This is a genomic window from Arthrobacter sp. SRS-W-1-2016 (assembly GCF_002009585.1).
Lineage (GTDB): Bacteria > Actinomycetota > Actinomycetes > Actinomycetales > Micrococcaceae > Arthrobacter > Arthrobacter bambusae_A.
The window spans coordinates 80,535-102,167 of sequence record NZ_MTPV01000064.1; the positions used below are offsets into that span (position 1 = coordinate 80,535).

Annotated in this window: 16 protein-coding genes; 6 read left to right on the forward strand and 10 right to left on the reverse strand. The window is 59.3% G+C overall.

Annotation, left to right across the window (positions count from 1 at the left end; genetic code table 11):
- The first annotated feature begins 37 nt into the window (after positions 1 to 37).
- The 4 genes from BMF89_RS16590 to BMF89_RS16605 all read left to right on the forward strand — a co-directional run bounded on the left by BMF89_RS16590 (position 38) and on the right by BMF89_RS16605 (position 3,415).
- Positions 38 to 583, forward strand: a complete 546-nt coding sequence (locus BMF89_RS16590) for a cupin domain-containing protein (protein ID WP_078108175.1) — start codon at positions 38 to 40, stop codon at positions 581 to 583.
- Positions 584 to 1,228: 645 nt separating this feature from the next.
- Positions 1,229 to 1,789, forward strand: coding sequence for a nuclear transport factor 2 family protein (locus BMF89_RS16595; protein ID WP_078108176.1), 561 nt, complete (start codon positions 1,229 to 1,231; stop codon positions 1,787 to 1,789).
- A 103-nt stretch (positions 1,790 to 1,892) separates the two neighbouring features.
- Positions 1,893 to 2,207 carry a carboxymuconolactone decarboxylase family protein gene (locus BMF89_RS16600; RefSeq protein ID WP_078108177.1) on the forward strand — a complete coding sequence of 105 codons (315 nt, stop codon included), beginning with the start codon at positions 1,893 to 1,895 and terminating at the stop codon, positions 2,205 to 2,207.
- Between the two features lie 458 nt (positions 2,208 to 2,665).
- Positions 2,666 to 3,415: an IclR family transcriptional regulator gene (locus BMF89_RS16605; RefSeq protein WP_078108178.1), complete on the forward strand. Its 750-nt coding sequence runs from the start codon at positions 2,666 to 2,668 to the stop codon at positions 3,413 to 3,415.
- A 309-nt stretch (positions 3,416 to 3,724) separates the two neighbouring features.
- Here the strand turns inward: BMF89_RS16605 and BMF89_RS16610 are convergent, their stop codons facing one another.
- From BMF89_RS16610 to BMF89_RS16625, 4 genes are all read right to left on the reverse strand, one after another.
- Positions 3,725 to 4,255, reverse strand: coding sequence for an ATP-binding protein (locus tag BMF89_RS16610; RefSeq protein WP_253190856.1), 531 nt, complete (start codon positions 4,253 to 4,255; stop codon positions 3,725 to 3,727).
- 362 nt (positions 4,256 to 4,617) lie between these two features.
- On the reverse strand, positions 4,618 to 5,409 hold the full coding sequence (locus BMF89_RS16615; protein ID WP_253190857.1) for a glucose 1-dehydrogenase: 792 nt from the start codon (positions 5,407 to 5,409) through the stop codon (positions 4,618 to 4,620).
- On the reverse strand, positions 5,406 to 6,452 hold the full coding sequence (locus BMF89_RS16620; RefSeq protein ID WP_078108180.1) for an ABC transporter permease: 1,047 nt from the start codon (positions 6,450 to 6,452) through the stop codon (positions 5,406 to 5,408). Before BMF89_RS16620 ends, BMF89_RS16615 begins: the two co-directional genes overlap by 4 nt.
- Positions 6,418 to 7,950, reverse strand: a complete 1,533-nt coding sequence (locus BMF89_RS16625; RefSeq protein ID WP_078108181.1) for a sugar ABC transporter ATP-binding protein — start codon at positions 7,948 to 7,950, stop codon at positions 6,418 to 6,420. Before BMF89_RS16625 ends, BMF89_RS16620 begins: the two co-directional genes overlap by 35 nt.
- Before the next feature lie 1,058 nt (positions 7,951 to 9,008).
- Between BMF89_RS16625 and BMF89_RS16630 the strand changes: the two genes are divergently transcribed.
- Positions 9,009 to 9,200 carry a hypothetical protein gene (locus BMF89_RS16630; protein WP_078108182.1) on the forward strand — a complete coding sequence of 64 codons (192 nt, stop codon included), beginning with the start codon at positions 9,009 to 9,011 and terminating at the stop codon, positions 9,198 to 9,200.
- A gap of 797 nt (positions 9,201 to 9,997) precedes the next feature.
- On the opposite strand, the gene BMF89_RS16635 is transcribed toward BMF89_RS16630, so the two are convergent.
- Complete coding sequence (locus tag BMF89_RS16635; RefSeq protein ID WP_078108183.1) at positions 9,998 to 10,525, reverse strand: cupin domain-containing protein; 528 nt, start codon at positions 10,523 to 10,525, stop codon at positions 9,998 to 10,000.
- Positions 10,526 to 11,619: 1,094 nt separating this feature from the next.
- Between BMF89_RS16635 and BMF89_RS16640 the strand changes: the two genes are divergently transcribed.
- Complete coding sequence (locus tag BMF89_RS16640) at positions 11,620 to 12,675, forward strand: sugar ABC transporter substrate-binding protein (protein WP_290439682.1); 1,056 nt, start codon at positions 11,620 to 11,622, stop codon at positions 12,673 to 12,675.
- A gap of 960 nt (positions 12,676 to 13,635) precedes the next feature.
- Here BMF89_RS16640 and istB read toward each other — a convergent pair.
- The 5 genes from istB to BMF89_RS16665 all read right to left on the reverse strand — a co-directional run bounded on the left by istB (position 13,636) and on the right by BMF89_RS16665 (position 19,922).
- Entirely contained in the window at positions 13,636 to 14,424 is a 789-nt protein-coding gene (gene istB / locus BMF89_RS16645) for an IS21-like element helper ATPase IstB (protein ID WP_078108185.1), read from the reverse strand.
- A complete protein-coding gene (gene istA, locus BMF89_RS16650; RefSeq protein WP_139359715.1) occupies positions 14,424 to 15,641 on the reverse strand; it encodes an IS21 family transposase in 1,218 nt (405 codons plus the stop codon). Before istA ends, istB begins: the two co-directional genes overlap by 1 nt.
- A 922-nt stretch (positions 15,642 to 16,563) precedes the next feature.
- Entirely contained in the window at positions 16,564 to 17,535 is a 972-nt protein-coding gene (locus BMF89_RS16655; RefSeq protein ID WP_078108186.1) for an aldo/keto reductase, read from the reverse strand.
- 46 nt (positions 17,536 to 17,581) lie between these two features.
- Positions 17,582 to 18,577, reverse strand: coding sequence for an amidohydrolase family protein (locus BMF89_RS16660; protein WP_078108187.1), 996 nt, complete (start codon positions 18,575 to 18,577; stop codon positions 17,582 to 17,584).
- Between the two features lie 37 nt (positions 18,578 to 18,614).
- Positions 18,615 to 19,922: an MFS transporter gene (locus tag BMF89_RS16665; RefSeq protein ID WP_171983528.1), complete on the reverse strand. Its 1,308-nt coding sequence runs from the start codon at positions 19,920 to 19,922 to the stop codon at positions 18,615 to 18,617.
- Between the last annotated feature and the right edge of the window lie 1,711 nt (positions 19,923 to 21,633).

The following is a 21,633-nucleotide window of genomic DNA, read 5'->3' on the forward strand; positions in this document are numbered from 1 at the left end:
TGATTGCCTTACAAATCGAATTAGGAGTAAAACTTACATGACGGGTCACCATAAGGATGCACAGGCGCGACGCGTAGTCGTTGGTTATGACGACGACGGAAAGTCCGCCGTGCTTCAGGATGGGCTTTCTACGACCAGGCTGGTCGGCCCTGGTAATACAAAATGCGATATTTGGCGTCTTGGCACCGTCCCCGTACCGTCATTGTCCGAACTGGATGACGGATTGGATGGGCGCGTGATTACGGCGCCGCCAACGGACGGTCTCGTTGTTCGCGTCGTGACGTTTCCTGCTGATTCTGAGTGGGACCGCTCGCAGGGTTACTCGGATGCGAACGGATCCCTTGAGGGTTCGGTATCGGTCGCTGACGCCGGCGGAATCCCCGGGATGCATTCGACCAATACTCTTGACATCCTTGTGGTAATTTCCGGAGAACTTCACGTGGTACTTGAGACCGGGGAGACGCTACTTCGCCAGGGAGACACCTTAGTTATGACGAGCGGCGCCAAGCATGCCTGGAGCAACAAGACGGACAGCACGGCAACCGTTGTAACCGTTGCGGTATCGGCGGCGCCCACGATGTGAACCGGTCTCGATCAGGTGGGATGGGATCATTCCCCTCAGACGAAATACGCGGCGCCGATATATGAGTCTTGACGTCGTCGACGCGATGCGTCACCTGCAGGCGGCGCCGGCACATTTTACGCGGGGCCGGTCGTCAACCCAGATCGACGGTTCGAGTCGTGGCGGTGTCTGTTCCATAGAAATCGGCAGCGCGTCACCAGATAGTGGTCGACCGGTATCCTCCGGCGGCCTCCCTGGGCAACAGAAAGGCGGGCCTTCCGGGCCTGCCTTTTTCTGTGTTGTCGCGACTAACACTGCTTCAGCGAGGCCCGGCGGAATGCTCCTCAGATTCATCGTTTCAGCGACATTTTCCAAACAGAGGTACCTCCCGGGAATATGCAGTCTCGGTCGTAAAAGCGCGAACGATGGAGCTGCATGCTATGGAAATGCTTCTGACGGCCTTGACATCGGATGTCGGATCACGGCAAGATTGTCCATAAATAGGAATGCATTTCCATAAATAAGGACACCAAGAGCCGATCAGAGTGTCTTCAATAAGTGTTACGCGCCGACTGGCCGAGGCGTTTGCCGGGCCATGTCGGATCCGCGACGGCCTAAATTCATTCCGCGGGATGGGTGCTATGAACTGACACGAGGAGCAATACAGTGCAGGAAAACTCTTCTGGAGTAGATTCCAAAGTTCTGAGGCAGATAGTGGACGAACACCAAATTCGACAAGTACTGCTGAACTACTGTCAAGGTGTTGATCGAAAGAACTGGAAGCAGGTCCTTGCTTGCTACCACGACGATGCCGTCGATTCTCATGGCGCGTTCAAAGGCTCCCCCGACAGGCTGGTTAAGTGGATGCAGGGGACTCACAAGAATGTGGAGTTTTCGATGCACACCCTGACCAATACGACCGTGACATTCTTTGACGACGGTCGAAGGGCACGTTCAGAGAGCTATGTTGTCTGCTATAAGTCAATGTCCTCGGCGGAGGGCGACGCCTTTCTTCCCGCGGGTGAAGAGGGGCCAGTTCGCCGAACTGTGGCATCTCGATTCATTGACGTATTGGAGAATCGAGGATCCGGATGGCGGATAGCCCGGCGTGACGTCCTCCTTGAGTTTGCACGTCGCGAGGCGAACGAACTTCACTTAGCGTTCGGGCCAGGGGCGACCGTTTCGCGGCGGGATGAGAACGACTTGCTTTACCGCCCGGTCGACTGAGATGGGACCCGGTTCAGAACCAAATGTTACTAAATATGTTTCACCCGTACCTTAAATTGGTCAATGGCACTCACTGGCCACCTAAGTCAACAGGAGACGATAAATGACGCAAGATCACGCCCGCAGCTACGAGACCACGACGCCGAAGCTGGCGGAGCTAGGACGAGAAGTTCTATTCGGAGACGTCTGGGAGCGAGGCGAGATGACCAAACGAGACAGGAGCCTTGTCACGGTGGCTGCCCTGATCGCCACATACCGGCCACTCCAGATGCCTTTCCATATGAAGCTTGCCCTGGAAAACGGTGTCTCCGAGGTTGAACTCAAGGAACTGGTTACTCATCTTGCCTTCTACTGCGGCTGGCCGAACGCGGTGACAGCTGCAGACATCCTTGGGGAAGTGCTTCAGGCTGAGAACTAATGCGGTCCAGATCGTTGGCCGGACCGGCTCGATCGTCCATGATCCTGCGGTGACGCACCACGCAGGATCATGGGGGAGGAGCACGTTGGTTAGAGGTGATCCTCTATCGTCCGACGCTGAGACTCCCTCCTTCGTGAACCTTCATGTCGGCATCCGACTCCGTGGAGTCCTCTGGGGGCTTCCACTTCGGCCGTCTACATAGCTATCTGGCCTCCAACAGTATTGGGAGCATAAGGAGATGGTTGCTCAGACTCCGCAGCCTAAGTTTGCAGAAGTCAGCGCCCGAGATGAATGCGTGACCCCCTCGGAACGGTCTGCACTCCAGACGCGGACTCCGCCCGTGGAATCGCAGCATATGTCGTAAACCGCTCTATTCGCAGCCCTCCTGCAGATGTGATGAACTGAGACGCTACGCTTTAGAAGTTATCTGAATTGAAAAACCGATAGGATCACGACCCATGCTGAACCGCTTGGAGACATCACCGGCACCGGCCGAACACCGTACGGTCTCCCGCGTCGTTGCGATCCTAGAGCTTGCCGCAGCAAGTGAACCAGATGGGGCGCGGCTTGGCGATGTGGCTAAGGCAATCGACGCTCCTAAATCCTCGGCTCACGGACTGGCTAAAGGTCTAGTCGCTGTCGGATATTTACGCGAAGAAGGAGACCGCTATTTGATAGGGCCGGCCGTCTTTCATCTTCTTGGAAGTAGGCTTCCGGCCTTTCCCCCTGCCTTCCACTCGGCGCTTCAGCAGTTAGTGGATCAGTGGGGCGAGACGGCGTTTCTTGTGACTATGGTTGGCGACTCGTGCGTCTACGTTGATTGCGTCAGCTCGCCGCACTTTATTCGCGCCGCAGTGCCGCTGAACACACGCATCCCGCTGTGGCCCCAGAGTGCAGGCAAATGCTTCCTAGCATGGATGCCTCCCCGCCAAGCTGATTGGATACTCCGCCGCGGAGACTTCAGCGCATCACGGCTGGAAGAGATCAAGCTCCAGCTTTCACATATTCGCGCCTCACGAAGCGCGACCAACCTCTCCGAGAGTGAAGCGGACATGATCGGCGTGGCGAGTCCAATCATCAACTCACAACGAGGGCCGGTGAACGTGGCCATCGCTATCGGGGGGCCAGCGAACCGCATGAAGCCACGCCTCGACGAGATGATCACCAGTTTGCGCCACACGGCTGACGGGCTGGCGAACTGGGCCTGACGGGTGCCCCGCGCCTGAATCTAAGTCTTGGCTCTTCGGGAGCCAAGTCAATAATGAATAGGTGCTCGCCTTGGTGGGCCCGCCGAGGAGTTCGCTCAAACTGCACTTCCCTGCCTGGGCGAGGGCTGTAGCTCTCTCAGCCCACACGGTCCGCCCTCAGAGGTGGCGCGGATACGCGTCAGCGCAAGCCGTATCCAACGGCCATGTCGTGCTGCTCGAGGCCGGGGAACGTCATCCTAGACGCATTCGTTCGCGAGAGTACCATTTCACCTGAAAATTGCAGTTGGTACTCGTCGGGGTTTTCTCAGTTCAGTCAGGTGGCTTCCTCCCCGTGACGGCTTGGGTGAGTCTGATGGAGACGCCGTTAGCCTGGCAGACGTCGGCGTGGTGTAGGACGCAGTCCACGGCTGCCATGGCCAAGGTTTTGGGCATGAACTCGTCGAAGCCGACCTGGTGCAGGTTCGAGGAGATGGTGACAGAGCTTTTTCCGTAGGCGGTGTCCGCGACCCGGGAGATGCCTTCGGCGGCGTCGGTGGCCACGGGCACGAGCCAGATTTCATCGATCACAACCAGTTCCGCGCGCAGTATCTTGGCGTGGTGACGCTGTCGTCGGTGCGGTGCGCGGATCTGGGCGCCGAGGTCCTCGAGTCTGACCGAGACTATGCCAATGCCGGCTTCGATGCAGAACGTTCTCCCGGCGCCGGATGGTCCGTAGAGGACGAGGCACTCTCGTCGGGTGATCCATTCGAGTGGCGCGGGGCCTGCTGGGTCGGTACCGAGATGGACGAGGTTGACGAATCCCAAGGATCGAAGGTTTCCCGGGCGGGCAGCTGCTTCCATGAACAGGGCCTCGATGATTTTGGTCGATTCCCAGAGCTGGGCTCATTATGTCGCGATCCGTTCCGGGGCCAAGGCCCCGAAACGGGACATATTCAGTTGTCGCATGAGCGTTCCGAGGTCGTCCGGCGGAGCGGTGGTGGCGCTACCGCTAAGAATAGTTCCGAGTACGTGGCCTCCGGACGCAGCGGCCGCTGGGTCGGCGACTAGCGGGCTTCGGCGGCCGCCAGCGAGCAGTAGGCGCAACTAGTGATGACGAAGGCCTGCCCCACTACTATTGGACTGTGTCGTTGCTCGACGCCTCACCCGTAGATCTTTCTTCCAGTCGAGTATGAACTTCGGACATGGACCTCATGAGAGTTCATTCAGCGAGCGACGTATCCTCCATCAACAGGCAACGCCACCCCCACTACGTAACTGGCGCCGGGACTGCACAACCAGAGTACTGCGCTTGCGATCTCGAAAGCTTGGCCGAGCCGACCGATGGGCGCCAGGGAAGTCACGGCCTCCTCGTCCAGATCGCCGGCTTCTACCATCTTTGTCATCATCGGGGTCACGATGGTGCCAGGGCAGACGGCGTTGATCCGGATTCCGCGAGGCGCGTACTCGAGCGCGGCGCTGCTGGTCAGCCCGATCACTCCATGCTTGCTTGCGTGGTAGCTGGCTAGTCGCGGATTACCCACCAGTCCGCCCAAGGAGGAGCAGTTGACGATGGCTCCGCTGCCCTGGATCCGCATCTGTGCAAGCTCATGCTTCATAGACGCCCACACGCCCTTGAGGTTGACCGCAGTAACTCGATCAAACGCCTCGCCCGGCTCTTCAGCCGCATCCGCCGCAGGGATCTGAATGCCGGCGTTGTTAAAGGCCATGTCGAGCCTCCCGAACTTGGTCACCGCCTCATCGATCGCCCGGGCAACCTCGACCTCATTAGACACATCGCACCTGATACCGAGGGCCTGATGGCCATCCGACGTCAGATCTGATACCACGCCGGTGAGTCTCTCCTGCTCTACGTCCAAGAGTACGACGGCAGCGCCAGCCTGCGCGAAAGCCTTCGACGTTGCTAGCCCAATGCCCTGGCTTGCTCCCGTGACAAGAGCAACCTTGCCGCTGAAGTCGTATATCGGGGTCCCAGTCGGTTCGAGCGTGTGCATCATGCGTCCTGCCCCTTGCGCGCTGCGTCGTAGGCGACCGCGATTATAATCACAGCGCCCTTTGCCATCAGCTGGAGCGAAGACTCCCAGCCGAAGCTGTTGAACATGTTGGTCAGCACACCGATGATCATTACGCCGGCAAATGTTCGAGTCACGCTGCCGCGACCACCAGAAGGTGACGTGCCACCGATCACCACCGCAGCGATGGCGTCGAGCGGTAGGCTCGAGCCTACGTTTCCGGTCGCAGAAGCCAATTGGGAGCTCGAGATCATCCCGGCGAGGCCGGCCAAACCACCAATGAGCACGAACGCGGCAGTCTGGACCAGTCTGGTCCGAATGCCAACGAGCTGAGCCGCTCGAAGGTTTGCGCCTGTGGCACTGAGTTGCAGGCCGAAGACCGTTCGCATAAGCACAACGGAGAGAACGATCATCACGACAATGAAAATCCACGCTGACCATTGCAGGCCGAAGACCCCAGATGCACCAAGGTCCGTGAAGCCGGGCTTTCGCACGTAGATTGCACCGTCTCGACTCCAGTAATACGCTACGCCGCTGAAGACCAGCCCAGAACCCAGGGTCGCAACGAAAGAGTTGATTTTGAACCGTGTCACGAGGACGCCGTTCACCAAACCACAAATCAGGCTCGCCGCAAGAGTGACGATCGCCGCTACGAGAAACGAGCCGCTATTGGCTTGACTTGCGTAAATTATCGTCGCGAGGGCGAAGATCGCTCCAACTGACAGATCGAAGGCGCCACCGATGATTACTAGCGTCATGCCGGCGGCAACGATGCCCGTTGTGGCATTTTGAGTGAGCAGTTGCTCGAGGTTCTCCTTCGTCGTGAATCCGGGGACGAGAACTGCAGCCGCAATGAGCAGCGCAACGAGCGGCACGAGAGAACCTGTGCGCTCAAGCACTGCGCGCACCCTCTCGGCGAGAGACACCTTCGTCGCCTCAGCCACGCCAGACATTCCAAGCTGATCGCCGGCCTGATCTGTGCGATCGTTAGCTTCAGTTTCCAAGAGTTCCTCCGATATCGAATGCATGTTGTAAAACTTCTTCGGTACTGACCGATGGGTCGTCAGGCTCGATCTCCCTGACGACACGACCTTTGCTGAGTACGAGGATGCGGTCGCATGCGAGCATGAGCTCTTCCAATTCCGAGGAAACAACCACGATGGCTAGACCCGCCTCAGCGTGCTCCCGCAACACGCGCCAGATGTCCGCTCGGGCAACGATGTCGACTCCTCGCGTCGGTTCGTCAGCCAGCAGCACGAGGGGTTGCTTGTAAGCCGTTCGTGCGACCAGCAGCTTCTGTTGGTTGCCGCCTGAGAGAAGAGCGGCCTTCGCATCGATACGAGTCTCGGCAAATGAGGATCGCCGAGCAGCTTCCCGTCCGAGCGCTACAAGTTTCTTCGGGCTGACGAAGCCCATCTTCGCGTCGCGCCGGACATCACCGATGACGATATTGCGCCAGGCTGGATGATCGAGGAAGAGACCGTCGCGTCGCCGATCCTCCGGAAGCAGCGTGAGCCCGCGTTTAATTGCCTCTACGCACGTCTTGGATGGTGGCGATATCTTTCCGCCGATCTCAACTTCACCACTAGCGGAGCCTCCGAGATCGCCACCCAGGGCTCGAAGAAGGGTGCTCCGCCCCGAGCCAGCCAGACCGGCTATCCCGAGAATCTCGCCGCGCCGCAACTCGAACGAAATGTCGTGCAGCTTTCCAGGGGTATTCAAGTTGCGTACCGTTAGGGCCGCTGGCGCATTGACCGACGAGGTGCGCTCCTGTCGCGCGGTGCTCACGCTGCGACCGACCATTTCCCGCACCAGACTGGCCTCGTCCCATTCGCTGGCAGGCTTCGTTGCGATCAGCCTTCCATTCCGGAAAACCGTCACGACATCGGCCAGATCCAGCACCTCTTTTAGATTGTGGCTGACGAAGATCACTGCGACGCCTGCATCCCGCTGCGAACGGACAAGATCGAACAAACGCCGCGCCTCAAGCGGCGGAAGCGCCGCCGTTGGTTCGTCCAGCAGGAGCATGGCGGTCTTGTCGTCCACGCTGCGCATCAACTCGAGGCGCTGACGGCCGGCGATCGAGAGCGTGCCCGCCTTCTGTGTAGCGGAATGCAGGAAGTTGTGTTGCTGCGCCCGGCTTTGGTACGCGCCGGTGACTGACGAGCGCGACAGCCATCCGAGAGGCCCCGCCTTCTCGCGGCCTAGAACCAGATTCTGGGCGACCGTGAGATCGGGAAAGATATTAAGTTCCTGATAGACCGCGCCGATTCCCAGATCACGTGACCGCAGAGGGGTCAACTTGGGTTCCTCATGTCCCCGGACGCGGATTCCGCCCTCCGTCGGAGTGTGGCGACCGGCTAGCATGCCAAGGCACGTTGACTTGCCTGCTCCGTTCTCCCCGACCAGAGCATGGATCTGACCCCCGTGGAAGGACAGGCTCACGTCACGTAGCGCCCACGTTCCGCCGAATCGCTTGCCTACCGAGATGAGCTCGGCAACAGGTTGACCTGAGTTATCCAACATACGACTCCACTACTCTGTGTCCGTTGCCCTAGAGCATTCCCGCACCTGTCGGCTCGTGCGCAGAAGGGCAACGATAACCAGAGGTCCTTATTTAGGAATGTCTATTCGATTTGTCGTACGTCACACTAAAAGCTTCCCTTCGCTCTGTCAAGGTCGAGCGTTGACTCATAGAAAACCTCGTCGTAGCCGGATATGATGTTTTAGTTGAAAAACTCCACGTAATGGCAGGGTTTCGGGCGATGACGGCGAACGCAGTTGTGCCCATGTTTGTGAACCTAAGTCGACCCACGGACAATCCGTAAGAAGAGAGCCTTTGCCGGTACGTGTCAGAATCGTGAATTTAGATTCAGAATATTGAACGTTGCAGTACAGATATCCGGTTTGAGCCGCTCCTACGCCTGGGCTGCACAGCGCGATGCCCTGGTGTTCAAGATCGTCCTGCACAGGCGAGGTCGGCCTGTGCATGGCTCTGATTTGGAGCTCGGTTGGGGTAGGTGAGGGTATATCTTTCTGGCTCCCTAACGTTAGAGAGGCAGCGGATGATTTCGCGCTTACTAATGCCTCCAGCAGTCCGTCGTTCGATATAGGAGCCGGTATGTTCTTGTCTGCGCGCATACGGACGATCACGATGATGTAGCCGCGGCGGGGGAGCTGGTGCCCCCAGCGGTCCGTCCGCTGCTGACTACTTGTGGTGCGATTCCGCCAATTTCGGTTTCTACCCTCTGGACCTGGATGAGGTCGGGGGGTGGTGTTGGTCGCGAACGCTTCAATCTGAGCGCTAAGCTAATTGACCTCATCAGCCCTCTAGCAGGGCGCGAGGTCACGCAGCGCAAGCTTTGTCCGTGCGAAGTGCATCCCTTTGGGACGGGTTTGCCAGTGACAAGCGATCTTCGGTCTCAGGGTGAAGTCGCAGGCATCTTTCTACGAGAGTGCGTTTGGTGAGATCGACTAGCTCGTCGGGCAGCGTACAGGGAGCGCCGATCATGATGCCGAACACTACGTTGAAGGCTTGAGTTCGTGCTTTCAGCGCGCTGGAACGAATGCCGCGACGGGCTCGAATGACCTCGATCATCCAAGATTTGCTTTTCGGTAAGGCGGCGGAGTTTCCCCAGAACGCCGCCGGCGATTTGCTCGGCGTCGAGACGGTCAGACTTGCCGGCAATTCGTCGGGCTATCCGTTTGGGCTGGTTGACCTCGTTCACATGCTCACTTTGGTGGGCCGGTCCGCGAGCGAGTGCTGCGCAGAATGATCCTCTGCTCTCCATCCAGTTGAGGCGAGGTGGCCATAGCCGCGCATCCAGGACCATGACACACCGCGGCGCTATCAGGTCAGATTAGTCTTGCCGGCGCACGCGCTGATCCTGTGCCAGACCCAGTCGACAAATCGAACGGAAGACACCAAGGTCATGCCTTGGACGGGTCGGAGTGGACCCGAACGCAGCACCACGATAAGTCGTCGCAGATCTTGTCGCTGGTTTAGGGGGCGGTGGGCCGCACCCAAGGCTCTCGGCCTCGGTCACGGCGGGCCCATTTGAAGAACCAAGCGCCCCCGGCCACGCTACCAGTCCCCGTTGGGGTCTTTCCTGCTCTTGGAGAAAAGACTGTGGCGCTTATATGTACAAATGCGGTTGGCGTCGTGCTGCCGAATCTGGCCGTATAGATCCTGTCCCTGCTCAACGAGCGCTACGCGATAGCCGCCCAGGTCGAAACCCTTTCGGGCCAAACCCATTTCCCAAGGTCCTGACCTCGATGCCGGCATCGGAGTCAGGACCTGCGCCCGCATCTTGACGCAAGTTTCCGGAAACACTTCGCCAGCGCAGCACACTTGGCCTCTTATGCCGACTAAGCACCAGTCACGCGGACGTCGATAAGGGGTGAACCCGCCAGTCGGCGCGGGAACAAGAAACTCAAATGTGCCTGTTCCTGTCCGTCTTCGCCACTCAAAGAGTGGCGAACCGGCTCGCTATGGGGACGCCTGCGACGATCGCGGAGCTCGCACTTGAGCGCTCAGATGCTCCGCGACGAAGTCGGCCAGACGGCCTTTGGGTCAGCGTATGGCGCCGAAATGAATGCAGGTCATCGTGACGATGTCATTCGTGCGGTTGCTCCAGGAGTGTTTGGTGCCTCGCTGGACGATCGTGTCTCCCGCCTTGAGGAGGGTCTCGGCCGACTCGAGGATTGCATACACCTCTCCGGAGATGATGGTGATGATGTCGAACGTGTCCGTTTCATGAAGTCCCGGGATCGAACCCTGAACGAAAGTCTCCGCGGCGCCAGCATCGGAGAGGGATCCGGCATAACCGCCTTCAAAGTCCCACTCGCTGTCCGGCGGAAACGTCGAGATGAGGTAAGTGAAGCCTGCCGGAGGAGGTGGAATTAACACCTCGGTACCCAACGTGTTCTCTTGGAGGCAGTCGTCCGGTACCTTCGACGCCTTCCAGAGATGATTAAGGGTGAACGCATCTGCGACCAAACGGGTTTCGGTCAGGTCGTCGCTTACGATCGTGGACTTGCCGTTCTCGTCCAGACCCGTCACGACTCGTCGCGCCCAAACTTCCCCGTGCTTTCCAACCATGGGATCCTCCAAAGATCTGACGCTGAGCGAGCGACCACCCGATTTCGGGTTTGCCTCCCCAGTGTCCTCGTTTTACTTATTTACGAAAAGACATTCGTATTTAGGAATACCACGCTGTGCGCTTCGGTTCAACCTCGGACAAGGCGTCGCGGTCGGGTTCACGGGACCCCAAGCTGCTTTCGTCACAAGAGTTAGGCCATTGGTGCGCGCTCGCGGCGGCCCGCCAGCATGGCATCGTCAGTGTTGGGGTGGGTTCCACTCGAGCGCGAAGACTCGTTCGCCGCCCGGGAGTAACGCCCTTCTGGCACGTAGAAACAGAACGCCTTGATCCGCGAAATCGGCGCGAGGCGTCGACGGCCTCGGCTGGACCGGTTGATGTGCCGGGTCGGTCGAATAGGGCAGTGCGTTGACCCCCGGCGTTGAAGTGACCGTCCCTGCGTCTTGGATTCGGTGGAAGCCGCCTGCGCGACCGCGGTGTCCGCACGTCGCCCGGCGTCCGCGCCGTGAACACTAGACATTAGGATCGCTGACCCGGCTGGCCAGGATGGCGGAGTCCGGGCCGAGGCGCTTCCCGATCACCTCCAGGCCGAGTCCATCTCAGCGGAAGAATGTGGTCAGGTCAGGGCTTTGGGAAGGTAACCTCAAGCACGAATACCTTGGGGTAGAAATATCAAGATGTAGACAATCTGACCCCCTCCAAAGGCCCTAGCCTTGAGCAAATCAACCCACTCCTACGGGCCGCCCACTTGCGCCCGAACAGCTCGGGGTTCGCAAGCATGAACACCTTCGGTGACAAGGGCAATCACCGCGTCAGTCGACACAACACCCCGCGGCCCGGCGCCCGGTGAACGACTAGGAATGTGGAATGCCGAGAGATCACAGTGGCGGACTGTCCTTGACACGCTCTTTGCGGTCAACCTAACATCCCTAGGTATTGTCGAACATTTGTTCCTATATACGAATTTCGCACCGCGCCGCGATTGCCGTGGATGCAAGCCAATCGCCCTGAGACAAAGGAGTTCTCAATGAAGTCAGCCAGTGGATCGTTTATGAGCGTACGTAGGACACGACGCACGGCCGTGGCCGGGGTGGCCATGTTGGCGTGCCTCGGTCTAACCCTTGCTGGGTGTGCCGCTTCAAGTACTAGCGCGGTCAGCCCCGCCAGCGGCAAGTCGATCACGTTGAATTTGGGCGGCTCGCAGCCCCTCACCTGGACGCCCGGCCAGCCTCTGAAGGTCGCGTTTTTCGCGTACGGGTCGAGCACGGCGTGGGAGGTCGCAATGACCAAGTCCGCCAAGGAGACTGCCGCGCACCTCGGCATCGACATGACGGTGTTCGACTCGAACGAGAACGCTCAGACGCAGTTCAACCAGATGCAAACAGCCCTCACGTCAGGCAAGTACAATGCGTGGACATTTGCCCCGGTTGACGGTTCGTTGATCTGCAGCGTGGTCCAGCAGGCCGCGACCAAGGGGATTGCCGTCATTAATCAACAGGCCGGCGTATGCGGCAAGGACGGTGAAAGCGGTGACGCCGCGCGCGTCCCAGGCCTCCTCAGCTTCGTCGGGGGCATCGGTGCGAGCGCAAGCACCTGGAAGGCGTTCACGGACTATGTCTCCAAGGACAACCCTGATCCGACGACCGCGGTCGTACTGAGCGGCACGGCCGGGGTTGCCCAGACGATCTCGTCGTCGGACGCGATCAAGGCTCTGCATACGGCTCGACCCGACTTCGACGTGCTGGGAACCTACGCCACCGACTACAGCAGTCAAAGTGGGTACAACCTCACTCAGCAGGCGCTGCAGCAGCATCCGAACGTCAAGGTGATCATCAGCATCTATTCCGGTATCACCACAGGCGCCCGCCAGGCTGTGAAGGAGGCTGGCCTCGCCGGCAAGGTCAAGATTTATGATGTCGGTGGAGACACAGAAGCGGTCGCCGCCGTCCGCACCGGGCTGCAGACGATGACGGTTCCGCAGTTTCCGGCGACTCAGGTCCGCACGGCTCTGGAAACCCTCGACAAGCTAAACAAAGGCCAGATTGATGGTCCGGTCATCAAGATGAACGACGGATCGACCCTAGGTGGCCCAAACGGCGAGCCGTTCTTCGTCACCAAGTCCAGCGCCGCGAACTTCACGGCCGAGTACTAGACCGTCAGGGTGTTTCCTACTGACCTGGTCGATGCGGTGAGCGCTGGAACCAGCCGTTGCCGGCGAGGGCGACAGCGTATCTCGACTGACGCCGGATTCAATCTGAGCGGCCAACAGCACGAGCGGTTGTCCACGGCGGACCTGAGAGCGCTTGTCGGCACTTATCGGCCGCACCTACGAAAATCCGCAACAACCCGAATTCTTCTCGGGTAGTGGGGCGCGTTCAGCACGCCTTGTGACTTCTTCCGCCTTCTACAGACGCCCTCTCTGTCAGCCTCTTGTTAGACAACGTGTCTTGCTGACAGAGAGGGCGGTTGGTTTCACGAAGTGGACGGGGAAGACGTCGTTTCGGACCCTTGAGGAGAAGCTGGCGATTCTAAAGGAGTATGAGGCTACCCCGTGTGGAGGAAGGGGCGATGTTGCGGGAACATGAGTTCTCGGCCATTGCGACCGGGAGTTGGCCAAGGAACAGGCAGACCAGTAGATCCTCGAAGCGGCCCGCTGCAGACGCTTTCGAAGAAAGAACGGTCAACGGACTCGTCTCCGACGGATTGACTGTGGTGGCTGGGTGCCCGGCCGACGGCTATTGCCTTCCCTGGCTAGTACCGCCACCGCACGGTCCAGGCGCCCGGGAAGGCAGCGGCTCCACACAAGGAACGCACCAGCCCACGAGCCTCACGGTTCAGGAGCTTGGCCGTGTGTGGTCGTTCCTGATCGATGAGGCATAAGCTGATCTGAGCATCTCCCAAGCTTTCTACCGGGCCATTGACCAAGTCGTTTACTTCGCCGCCGAATCGTCCTGGGACCGGGTGGCCGGGCCTGGGAAACTCAACGGTGACCGCCGGACCCTGGCCACCCACAACTCGGCAATCCCGAAGTATGCCCCACCAGCCCGAATGTCAGCGCCGGTCGAAAAGTGAGCCGTTTCGTGGGTTGAAAAGTGAGCCACGTTGACGTTGGTTATTCTCCCGTATTTTCTGGTCTTGTCGAGGGTAATGAGTCCGTTTGGGTGTGCTTGAGCCGGTAGCTGGAGCCTTTGAGGGTGATGACTTCGGCGTGATGGACGATTCTGTCGATCATGGCAGAGGCCACGACCTGGTCTCCGAAGACATCACCCCAGCGGGCGAAAGGCAGGTTGGAGGTCAGGATCAGCGAGGCGTGCTCGTAGCGTGAGGAAACGAGTTGGAAGAACAGGTTCGCTGCGTCCTGCTCGAACGGTATATAGCCGACCTCGTCGACGATGATCAGCCCATAGCGCCGCAACCGGATGAGCTCCTGCGGTAACCGCCCGTTCTGATGCGCTGCCTGAAGCCGGGCAACCCAATCGATGGCGGTAGCGAACAAAACCCGGTGGCCCAGTTGTGTAGCGCGCAGTCCCAGCCCGGTCGCGAGGTGGGTTTTCCCGGTTCCGGGCGGGCCGAGCAAGACGATGTTGGACGCTTCGGTGAGGAACGCCCCGGTGGCAAGGTGGGCGATGGTGTCGCGTTTGAGGCCGGGCTGGTGGTCGAAGCTGAAGTCCTCGAGCGATTTGCGGGCCGGGAACCCGGCGGCCCTGGCACGGGCTTCGGCTCCGGAGGCTTCGCGAGCGGCGACTTCCCTGGAGAGGACCGCGGCGAGGTATTCTTCATGGGTCCAGCCGGCCTCTCGTGCCTGCTCGGCGAGCCGGGCTGCCGCTTCCCGGATTCGGGGTGCCTTCATGGCCCGGGAGTAGTACTCGATCTGGCCGGCGGTTTCTTTGGTCCCGGGCATTATGCGACCTGCCCGTCATCGAGTGCGACGCCGAACGCACGGTCGTAGTCTGCAAGGTCCCGCAGCCCCGCGGTGTCTTCGGCTGGTGCGGGGTTTTGGAAGGCTTTGCGCAGGGTCCGGGCAGCGTCGACGTGGTCCGGGTCGGTGATGGTCAGTCCGGTGCCCCAGGACCGCGGGTGGACTCCGACGCTTCTGCCGTCCAGGGTGATGTGGACTTTGGCCAGGTCTGCGGTGATCTCGACGAACCTGCCGATGGCCTGCGGGTGGACGGAGTAGTCGTTCGATCCCATCCGGACGTAGTAATCCCGTGGGAGCCTGATTCTCGCGGCGAATCCTGTCACTGGCTGGACCGGCGGCAGGGCCAGCATCGCCGCCTTGTCCTGGGGAAGCAGTTCCGTGGGCCGGGCCCCGGTCCGTCGGACCAGCCGGGCGTTGGCTTTGGGCAGCCACTGGCCGAGCTGGGTGTTGAAGTCCTCGGGTGAAGCGAAGGACCGACCCGGCAGGAATGATGTTTCCAGGAACCCGTTGGCTCGTTCCACCACTCCCTTGGACTCCGGGTCGTAGGGCTTGACCTGCACGATCTTGGTCGCGAGGACCCCCGCAAAGGCGGACACACCGGCCGCGAAGCTGTTCCGGCGACCGATGCCGGTTTCGTTATCCCAGATCAGTCGCCGCGGAACGGCGCCCAAACCACTAAGGAGCTCCCACATGCCAGCGAGCAGATCCCCGGTCATGCGGGACGGAATCATCCGCGCCATGATGAACCGCGAATGCGAGGACACCATCACCAGCACCGGCAGGATTTTCGGCTTCCCGGACCCGACCGGGATCCGCACCTCCGGGAACCATAAGTCGCATTGGGCCTGGTCGCCCGGTTCGTAACTGATCCGATCCGCGGGATCGACCGGTGCGTACTCTGGCCGGATCCTGGCCACGTTCTCCCTGAACCAAGCCGGTGACCCAGTCCACCCCACCCGCTCTGCCATTACGGTGGCTGGCATCCGCGGGTTCTCCTTCAGCAACGCCCGGATAGCCGGCTCGACGGCTTTGATCCCGGAGTCCTGCGGCGCGCGCACATACACCGGCGGCCCCTCGGCACTGACAGCCTTGGCAACCGTATTTCTCGATATGCCCAGCCGCGCGGCTATAGACCTCATCGACTCACCCTCGGCAAGATGCAACCGCCGAATAAGCGCCCAATCCTCCACAGTGATCACCCACCCAATCGTTTGGAACGAGTGGCTCAGTTTTCAACCGTCACAATGGCTCACTTTTCGACCGTCACCGACACCGAACCAGGTCTGGTCATGGGACATCACCGTGCTGGGGGTCCGTGGACCGCGACCGCAGCTTCCCTTCTCTGTCATCCTCGATATGTTTAGCCGCTAGGCAATGGGATGAAGACTCGAACCCAGGCAAGGGACAGACTCTTGAAGCCATCGATATGATCACTGATGCCGTCGCCGGGGACTTCAGAAAAACGCGGCCCGCACGAATTGAGGCGGATAGTGCACCGCAGTTGCGCGGACCTAGTCGACCACGGAGCCAAGTCTGCGGTTTGCAAATAGCCCCGGTTAGTTTGCGACGACATGCCGTCTGGGAACTGGCATCAAGGCAAAAGACAAACTCGCATAGAGAAACGACAGCTGACTCATGCCCACACGCGCTTCGCTCACCGGCGGCACGGCCACGAGTCGGGACCAGGATCCGGTGGATGTTTGCATGTTGGAGAACGGGTCTAGTCACACATCCAGGTCGCGTGACCAGATGCTTGCCCGACGAGCCGACGAAAAAGGAAGAAGTGAGCCCCAAGAGTGCGTACACACGTGGCGGGCAAACGGCGATGCCGAGCCGCTCCCAATATCTTCACGCCGTGGTCGGACGGCCGGTCTTCCTGAATTCACAGGCACGAACCCAGGAAGACCGGCCCCTCCGGATGACCGGTCTATCCCCGGGAGGCCAAGATATTTCTGTCTGTTGTCCAACTTGGGACGGATGAGGCGAACCCGCTGCTTGTCACGAGATAAGCAGCGAAAGAATATCGCATACCCAACCGAAACCCCCAAGTGCAGTGCTGGAAAACAGTGCTTCAGATCTGGCTGTAGGGCGTACCGGGCCCAGTATTTACAAACCGAAAACTTACCAAGCGTAGTCTTCGGGCGCTTCTTTGTATCCAGGAAAGATCTCATCGATCTGCGCCAGCATATGTTCGTCGAGATGTACGTCAATACACCCAACGATATCGTCGAGCTGTTCCACCGTAACGGGCCCAATGATGGGGGCAGTAACCGCCGGCCGCGATAGCAGCCAAGCCAGAGCGACATGTGCCGGATGAGCACCGAATTCCGCACAAAGGCGCTCGTACCGGATGAGCTGGGGACGGAAGCGCTCAAGGAATGCAGTATCAACACGGTGTCCCTGCAAACCGCCTTCGGCTTCGCGAGCGATAATACCCCCTAGCAGCCCGCGCTGCAGTGGAGACCAGGGAATGATTCCCACGCCGTACTGAATTGCGGCGGGGAGGACCTCCCGCTCGACGTCGCGGGTTACCAAGTTGTACTTCGATTGTTCGCTCATCAGACCGAGAAAGTGTCGCGACCGGGCGGCCTCTTGCGCTTGGGCGATGTGCCAACCGGCGAAGTTGGATGAGCCTGTGTAAAGAATCTTGCCTTGAGCCCGCAAAACCTCCATCGCTTCCCAGATCTCGTCCCAAGGTGTATTTCGATCGACATGATGCATCTGATAAAGGTCGATATAGTCTGTCTGCAGCCTTCTGAGCGACGCATCACAGGCCTGCCTGATATGCCGGGCAGATAGGTGCCCGTCATTCGGCCAATCGCTAAGAGGCTGGTAGACCTTTGTGGCAATAACGGTACGCTCGCGACGCTCTCCGCCTTTGGCAAACCAACGTCCAATTACATTCTCTGTCCAGTCCTTGCCTGACTGCCAACCATAGACATTGGACGTGTCCATGAAGTTGATTCCATGCTCCAGAGCCCGGTCCATAATCGCGTGAGCTTCCGGTTCGTCCGCCTCGGGGCCAAAGGCTAATGTACCCAAGCAGAGTCGACTGACCTGCAGACCGCTTCTTCCCAGATGTTTATACTTCATATTCATTTCCTTTTCGATTCTTCATCAGTCAGTCGTCAGAATGACCTCAAATGGAGATGTCGTACACCCGCGCTGCGGTGCCGTGGAAAAGTGCATTCTTCTCCTCCGATGAGGCGCCGGTAACAATGTGCTTCAAAGCGTTCCAGAGCGTTACGTAGTCGCACGATCGACGGTCTGCAGGATAGTTGCTCTCCATCATGCAGCGGTCGACCCCGAACGTCTCGATAACCGCTTCAGTCCATGGTCGCCACACCTGGGCCAGTTCAAGGTATGTGGGAAGCCGGTCCTGAAGTTCGAAACCGAAGCCAAAGTAGGGTTGGCCCATTCCGCCTACCTTGCACACAACGTTCGGGCGCTGGGCGAGGTCAGCAATGAAACCTCGCCACTCATCGAAGGCTTGGGCCGGACCCCCTACCAGGGCGGTGCCGGCTACTTGGCCGATGTGGTTAAGCACGATTGTGGTTTCCGGAAATTCGTCGGCCAACTTCGCTATCTCGGGCAACTGGTGATGAAATACTGCGGTGTCGAAAACGAGGTCTCGACTGGCCAGTTCCTTAAATCCCTGCCGGAACTGTGGATGGCTCATGATGCCGACCTCGGGAGGGTGCGGGACGTAACGCCAGACCGTGGGATCCGGATGCTCCAGCGTGCACTGCCGAATCCCGCGGAAGCGATCAGGGGCAGTAGCAAAGGATCGGTCCAAAAGTTCGCCCACGGCGGCACCGAACCTGAGGTCGGCGTAACCCACGATTGCCGCGTTGATCCGACAGGGCCCATACTTGCCGGTGGCACTAACGGCTGCGACTCCGTTTGCAAATTCAATCTCGCCGATCGGCCGGAGAACTTCGGGGCCGTCTTTGCGCATCATCGACATGGACTCAACATAAACCGTCGCCACGATGTTGTGGCCCCGTTGTGTATCGGCGACGAGGTCCTCGAACATGTAAGGGCTGTCGGCTCGATCTCGAAGGTGGTGCTGCGAATCGATGATCGGCAGGTCCGGCTCCAGGATGGCGCGATTTGAGATGGAGGGGATCGGCATTATCTTCCTCTTGTTCATACTTCGTTACTGATCGAAGTCAGTCGGTGGTGTGGGGGACTGCATCGCCTACGGCCGCCGAGGGGTGGACGTTTGTGGGCTCGGTAAGTCCACCAGAGATGTGGTTTCGATGAATCTCACGGCGAACCAGTACCCCGGTAACGACGCTGATCATCACCATGCCAATCAGATATAGCGTTGGATACATACCCTTTCCACCGTCGGCCTGGGAGAGGGCGGTTGCGACGAATGGGCTCATACCACCGATTGCGGCACCCAGCCCGTAAGAGAAGCCCGCTCCGCTGTATCGGAACTCTGCGTCGAACAGATCCGTGAAGATCGGCTGCTGTACGGCGACCATCGGGGCGGCCCCGATCACGAGCATGACGACGGCGGCTAGCACGATGTTTACGGCATTGCCGCTGCTGAGTGCCCAGATAAACGGGAACGCGAAAACGACTGTAATCATCGCACCAGTGAGGTAAACCCGCAGATACCCCTTCCGGTCGCCCCACTTGGCGGCGAGCGGAATCGTGATCAGGCTTCCACCCGCGGCCACCAACGACGCAGTGAGCAACACAGTGCTGCTGACGCCGGCCTGCGCCTTTGCAAAGGGAATGGAGAAGGTTAACACGATGTATGTGACAACATTCGGGCCGAGGTACATACCAATAATCGTTAGTACTGCAATGGGGTGCTTTTTGAGCGCTGCGATCAACGGCACCTTCTTAATCAGTCCCTGCTTCTTCACGGCCTCGAACTCCGGCGTCTCGGGCACTCCGCGACGGATCCAGTATCCAATCCCTAGGATGACAGCGCTGACGAGGAAGGGGATTCGCCATCCCCATGCATCAAACGAGTCGCTGGGCAATACGGCAGAGAGAATCAGGTACATAGCATTGGCGAGCAGCAGTCCTACGAAGGCCCCGGATTGAACAACGCTCGAGCGAGTCGCCCGCTTCCCGTTAGGGGCTGACTCGATCGCCAGCAGTGTCGCTCCGCCCCATTCGCCGCCAACCGCGAAGCCCTGCAACGCTCGAAGGACAACCAAGAGCACCGGAGCGGCGATTCCGATTTGGTTATGCGTTGGAAGTAGCCCGATCAAGGTGCTGGAGCCACCCATGATCACCAGGGTCAGCGCAAGCATCCGCTTACGTCCGATTCGGTCACCAAAGTGACCGAATACGACACTACCGATTGGCCTGAATAGGAAGCCGACTGCGAAGGTGGCGAAGGCAGCCAGTGTGCCCTGGGCGAGGGAGCCTGGAAAGAACAGCCTGCCGAGCACCAGGGCCGACGCTGTTCCATAGATGAAGAAGTCATACCAGTCTGCGACGGCCCCGATCATGCTTGCCCAAGCGGCCCTTCGAGACCATGTGTTTGCACCGGGATTCCGGTGCGAGATTTGCGGTACGGATGTCATCGTCGACTCCCTCTACGTTTGTCCTGTAATCGTAAGCAGCCATTGTGGCTGCATTTGGTTAAGTAGCCCGGTATGCATGGCAATGGTTCATTTTCCGAATACTGATCCGGTCGCTGAATCCCTTGCCGTAAGAAATCGTTCATATTTATGAACGCGCATACGTGACATTGTGATCCACACTATATTCCCTGAGCGCATCTAGCGCAATGGGGTTGCGTGACGCGCGGAAGATGCCGGCGGGCTCATCATTGCCTGCTCACTGGCCAACCCCGGCCCGCATTCAAAGTCGACTTGAATCGCTGGCGCCGCCGGTCTAAGCGGACGGTATATCGGCTCGGGGCAGTGGTCGTTGAGTGGTTCAGTCTGACCGTCGACCAAGCGGGAGCGCCGCTACGTGCATGCGCCGATTCGGGACGCGCATGGATTCCGGGGGATCTCCAACGGCTTATCTCTCCGAGTAGAGCCGCAAGCTGCGTGGTTGCATCGACGCTCCCGTCACGCGCCCCTTTGGAGGGGTCAAGGGGGACTTCTCGGCGTGCCAGTGTGCGGAGCATGCGACCTGCCTATGGGTCGGTGGTGTAGTTATAGGGCTGCTAAGGATCGCAACACGGAGCCCCGGCTTGTCGGGGTCTGATCCTGGATTCCTTGGCTTGAACAAGACGCCCAGGCTTGCAGGCCTCCGTCTACAACTACCAACACCCCGGACTGTTGTAGCGCTAGGGCCGTGCCGAGGCTAATGGGCGAGTGCCGCGTTCCACTCGAGGTTAGGGCAATGACGCCACAACGTTGACCGCCATCTTGGATCTTCACAGAGATGGGTCGGAAATTGCGGGCGCCAAGCTCGGCTGCACCTGCGTGATCGGGAATGTCTCGCACCTCGTAGTCGAGGCACTCTCCGGAGAAGGTTCGTAGTTTCAATAGGGTGGCTTTGGCGCCGTTGGACGCTCCGATAACCACCGCCGACCCCACGAACCTACCCGGATCTCCCTGCTGACTGCACGTGTCTTTCATGCTTCCTTCTTGACTATTGCAAGACGCTGAGACACGGAACATAAGACCGCGCGCGTCCAAGCAATCGAGATTTGCCCGAACTGGAGACTTGACTTCTGTTGTTACTATCCCATATAACGGGATTCTGTTCAACAGCTGTGGATCATCCATCTTGATATTCCGGACCATTCACAAGCAATCCAGCAAGTCAGCTCTACGCGCTTCTAAATCGTCACCCGCCAAAGAGTTAATGCGAGTCCCGGTCCTGAAGGAATTGCTGGTGTCCGACCGCGCCGGGAAGCGCAGCGATCCTTCTCCTTGAAGACCAAGAAACCAACGAGGAGGAACGTAAAGTTACGCGCCAAGGTGACGGGCCGTCCGGACTCACTATCGGCCCAGCCACCCTCCGTCGGCAACTTCGAGCCGCCGTCCATGATGCAGAGGGCGGGGCTGACGAGATCTGGCCGCGGGGATGACAAGGTTGCCCGGTAAGTCGAAAGGGCAAGCGTCCAGCACATGTGATTCCGCACTCTGGTCATGCCGGCGATTTGGGATTCTCAGGACAGCGATGTAAGCGGCAACTTTAAACTGACCGGAGTCGGAAAATCCGACTGACCGTTCGCGGCAGGGTTTTGACCCGTGGCGG

Bases quoted from the DNA above. Each gene is read 5' to 3' on its own strand.
- BMF89_RS16590 (WP_078108175.1), top strand. From the start codon at position 38: ATGACGGGTCACCATAAGGATGCACAGGCGCGACGCGTAGTCGTTGGT.
- BMF89_RS16600 (WP_078108177.1), top strand. From the start codon at position 1,893: ATGACGCAAGATCACGCCCGCAGCTACGAGACCACGACGCCGAAGCTG.
- BMF89_RS16605 (WP_078108178.1), top strand. From the start codon at position 2,666: ATGCTGAACCGCTTGGAGACATCACCGGCACCGGCCGAACACCGTACG.
- BMF89_RS16610 (WP_253190856.1), bottom strand. From the start codon at position 4,255: ATGGAAGCAGCTGCCCGCCCGGGAAACCTTCGATCCTTGGGATTCGTC.
- BMF89_RS16615 (WP_253190857.1), bottom strand. From the start codon at position 5,409: ATGATGCACACGCTCGAACCGACTGGGACCCCGATATACGACTTCAGC.
- BMF89_RS16620 (WP_078108180.1), bottom strand. From the start codon at position 6,452: ATGCATTCGATATCGGAGGAACTCTTGGAAACTGAAGCTAACGATCGC.
- BMF89_RS16625 (WP_078108181.1), bottom strand. From the start codon at position 7,950: ATGTTGGATAACTCAGGTCAACCTGTTGCCGAGCTCATCTCGGTAGGC.
- BMF89_RS16630 (WP_078108182.1), top strand. From the start codon at position 9,009: ATGACCTCGATCATCCAAGATTTGCTTTTCGGTAAGGCGGCGGAGTTT.
- BMF89_RS16635 (WP_078108183.1), bottom strand. From the start codon at position 10,525: ATGGTTGGAAAGCACGGGGAAGTTTGGGCGCGACGAGTCGTGACGGGT.
- BMF89_RS16640 (WP_290439682.1), top strand. From the start codon at position 11,620: ATGTTGGCGTGCCTCGGTCTAACCCTTGCTGGGTGTGCCGCTTCAAGT.
- istB (WP_078108185.1), bottom strand. From the start codon at position 14,424: ATGCCCGGGACCAAAGAAACCGCCGGCCAGATCGAGTACTACTCCCGG.
- BMF89_RS16655 (WP_078108186.1), bottom strand. From the start codon at position 17,535: ATGAAGTATAAACATCTGGGAAGAAGCGGTCTGCAGGTCAGTCGACTC.
- BMF89_RS16660 (WP_078108187.1), bottom strand. From the start codon at position 18,577: ATGCCGATCCCCTCCATCTCAAATCGCGCCATCCTGGAGCCGGACCTG.
- BMF89_RS16665 (WP_171983528.1), bottom strand. From the start codon at position 19,922: ATGATCGGGGCCGTCGCAGACTGGTATGACTTCTTCATCTATGGAACA.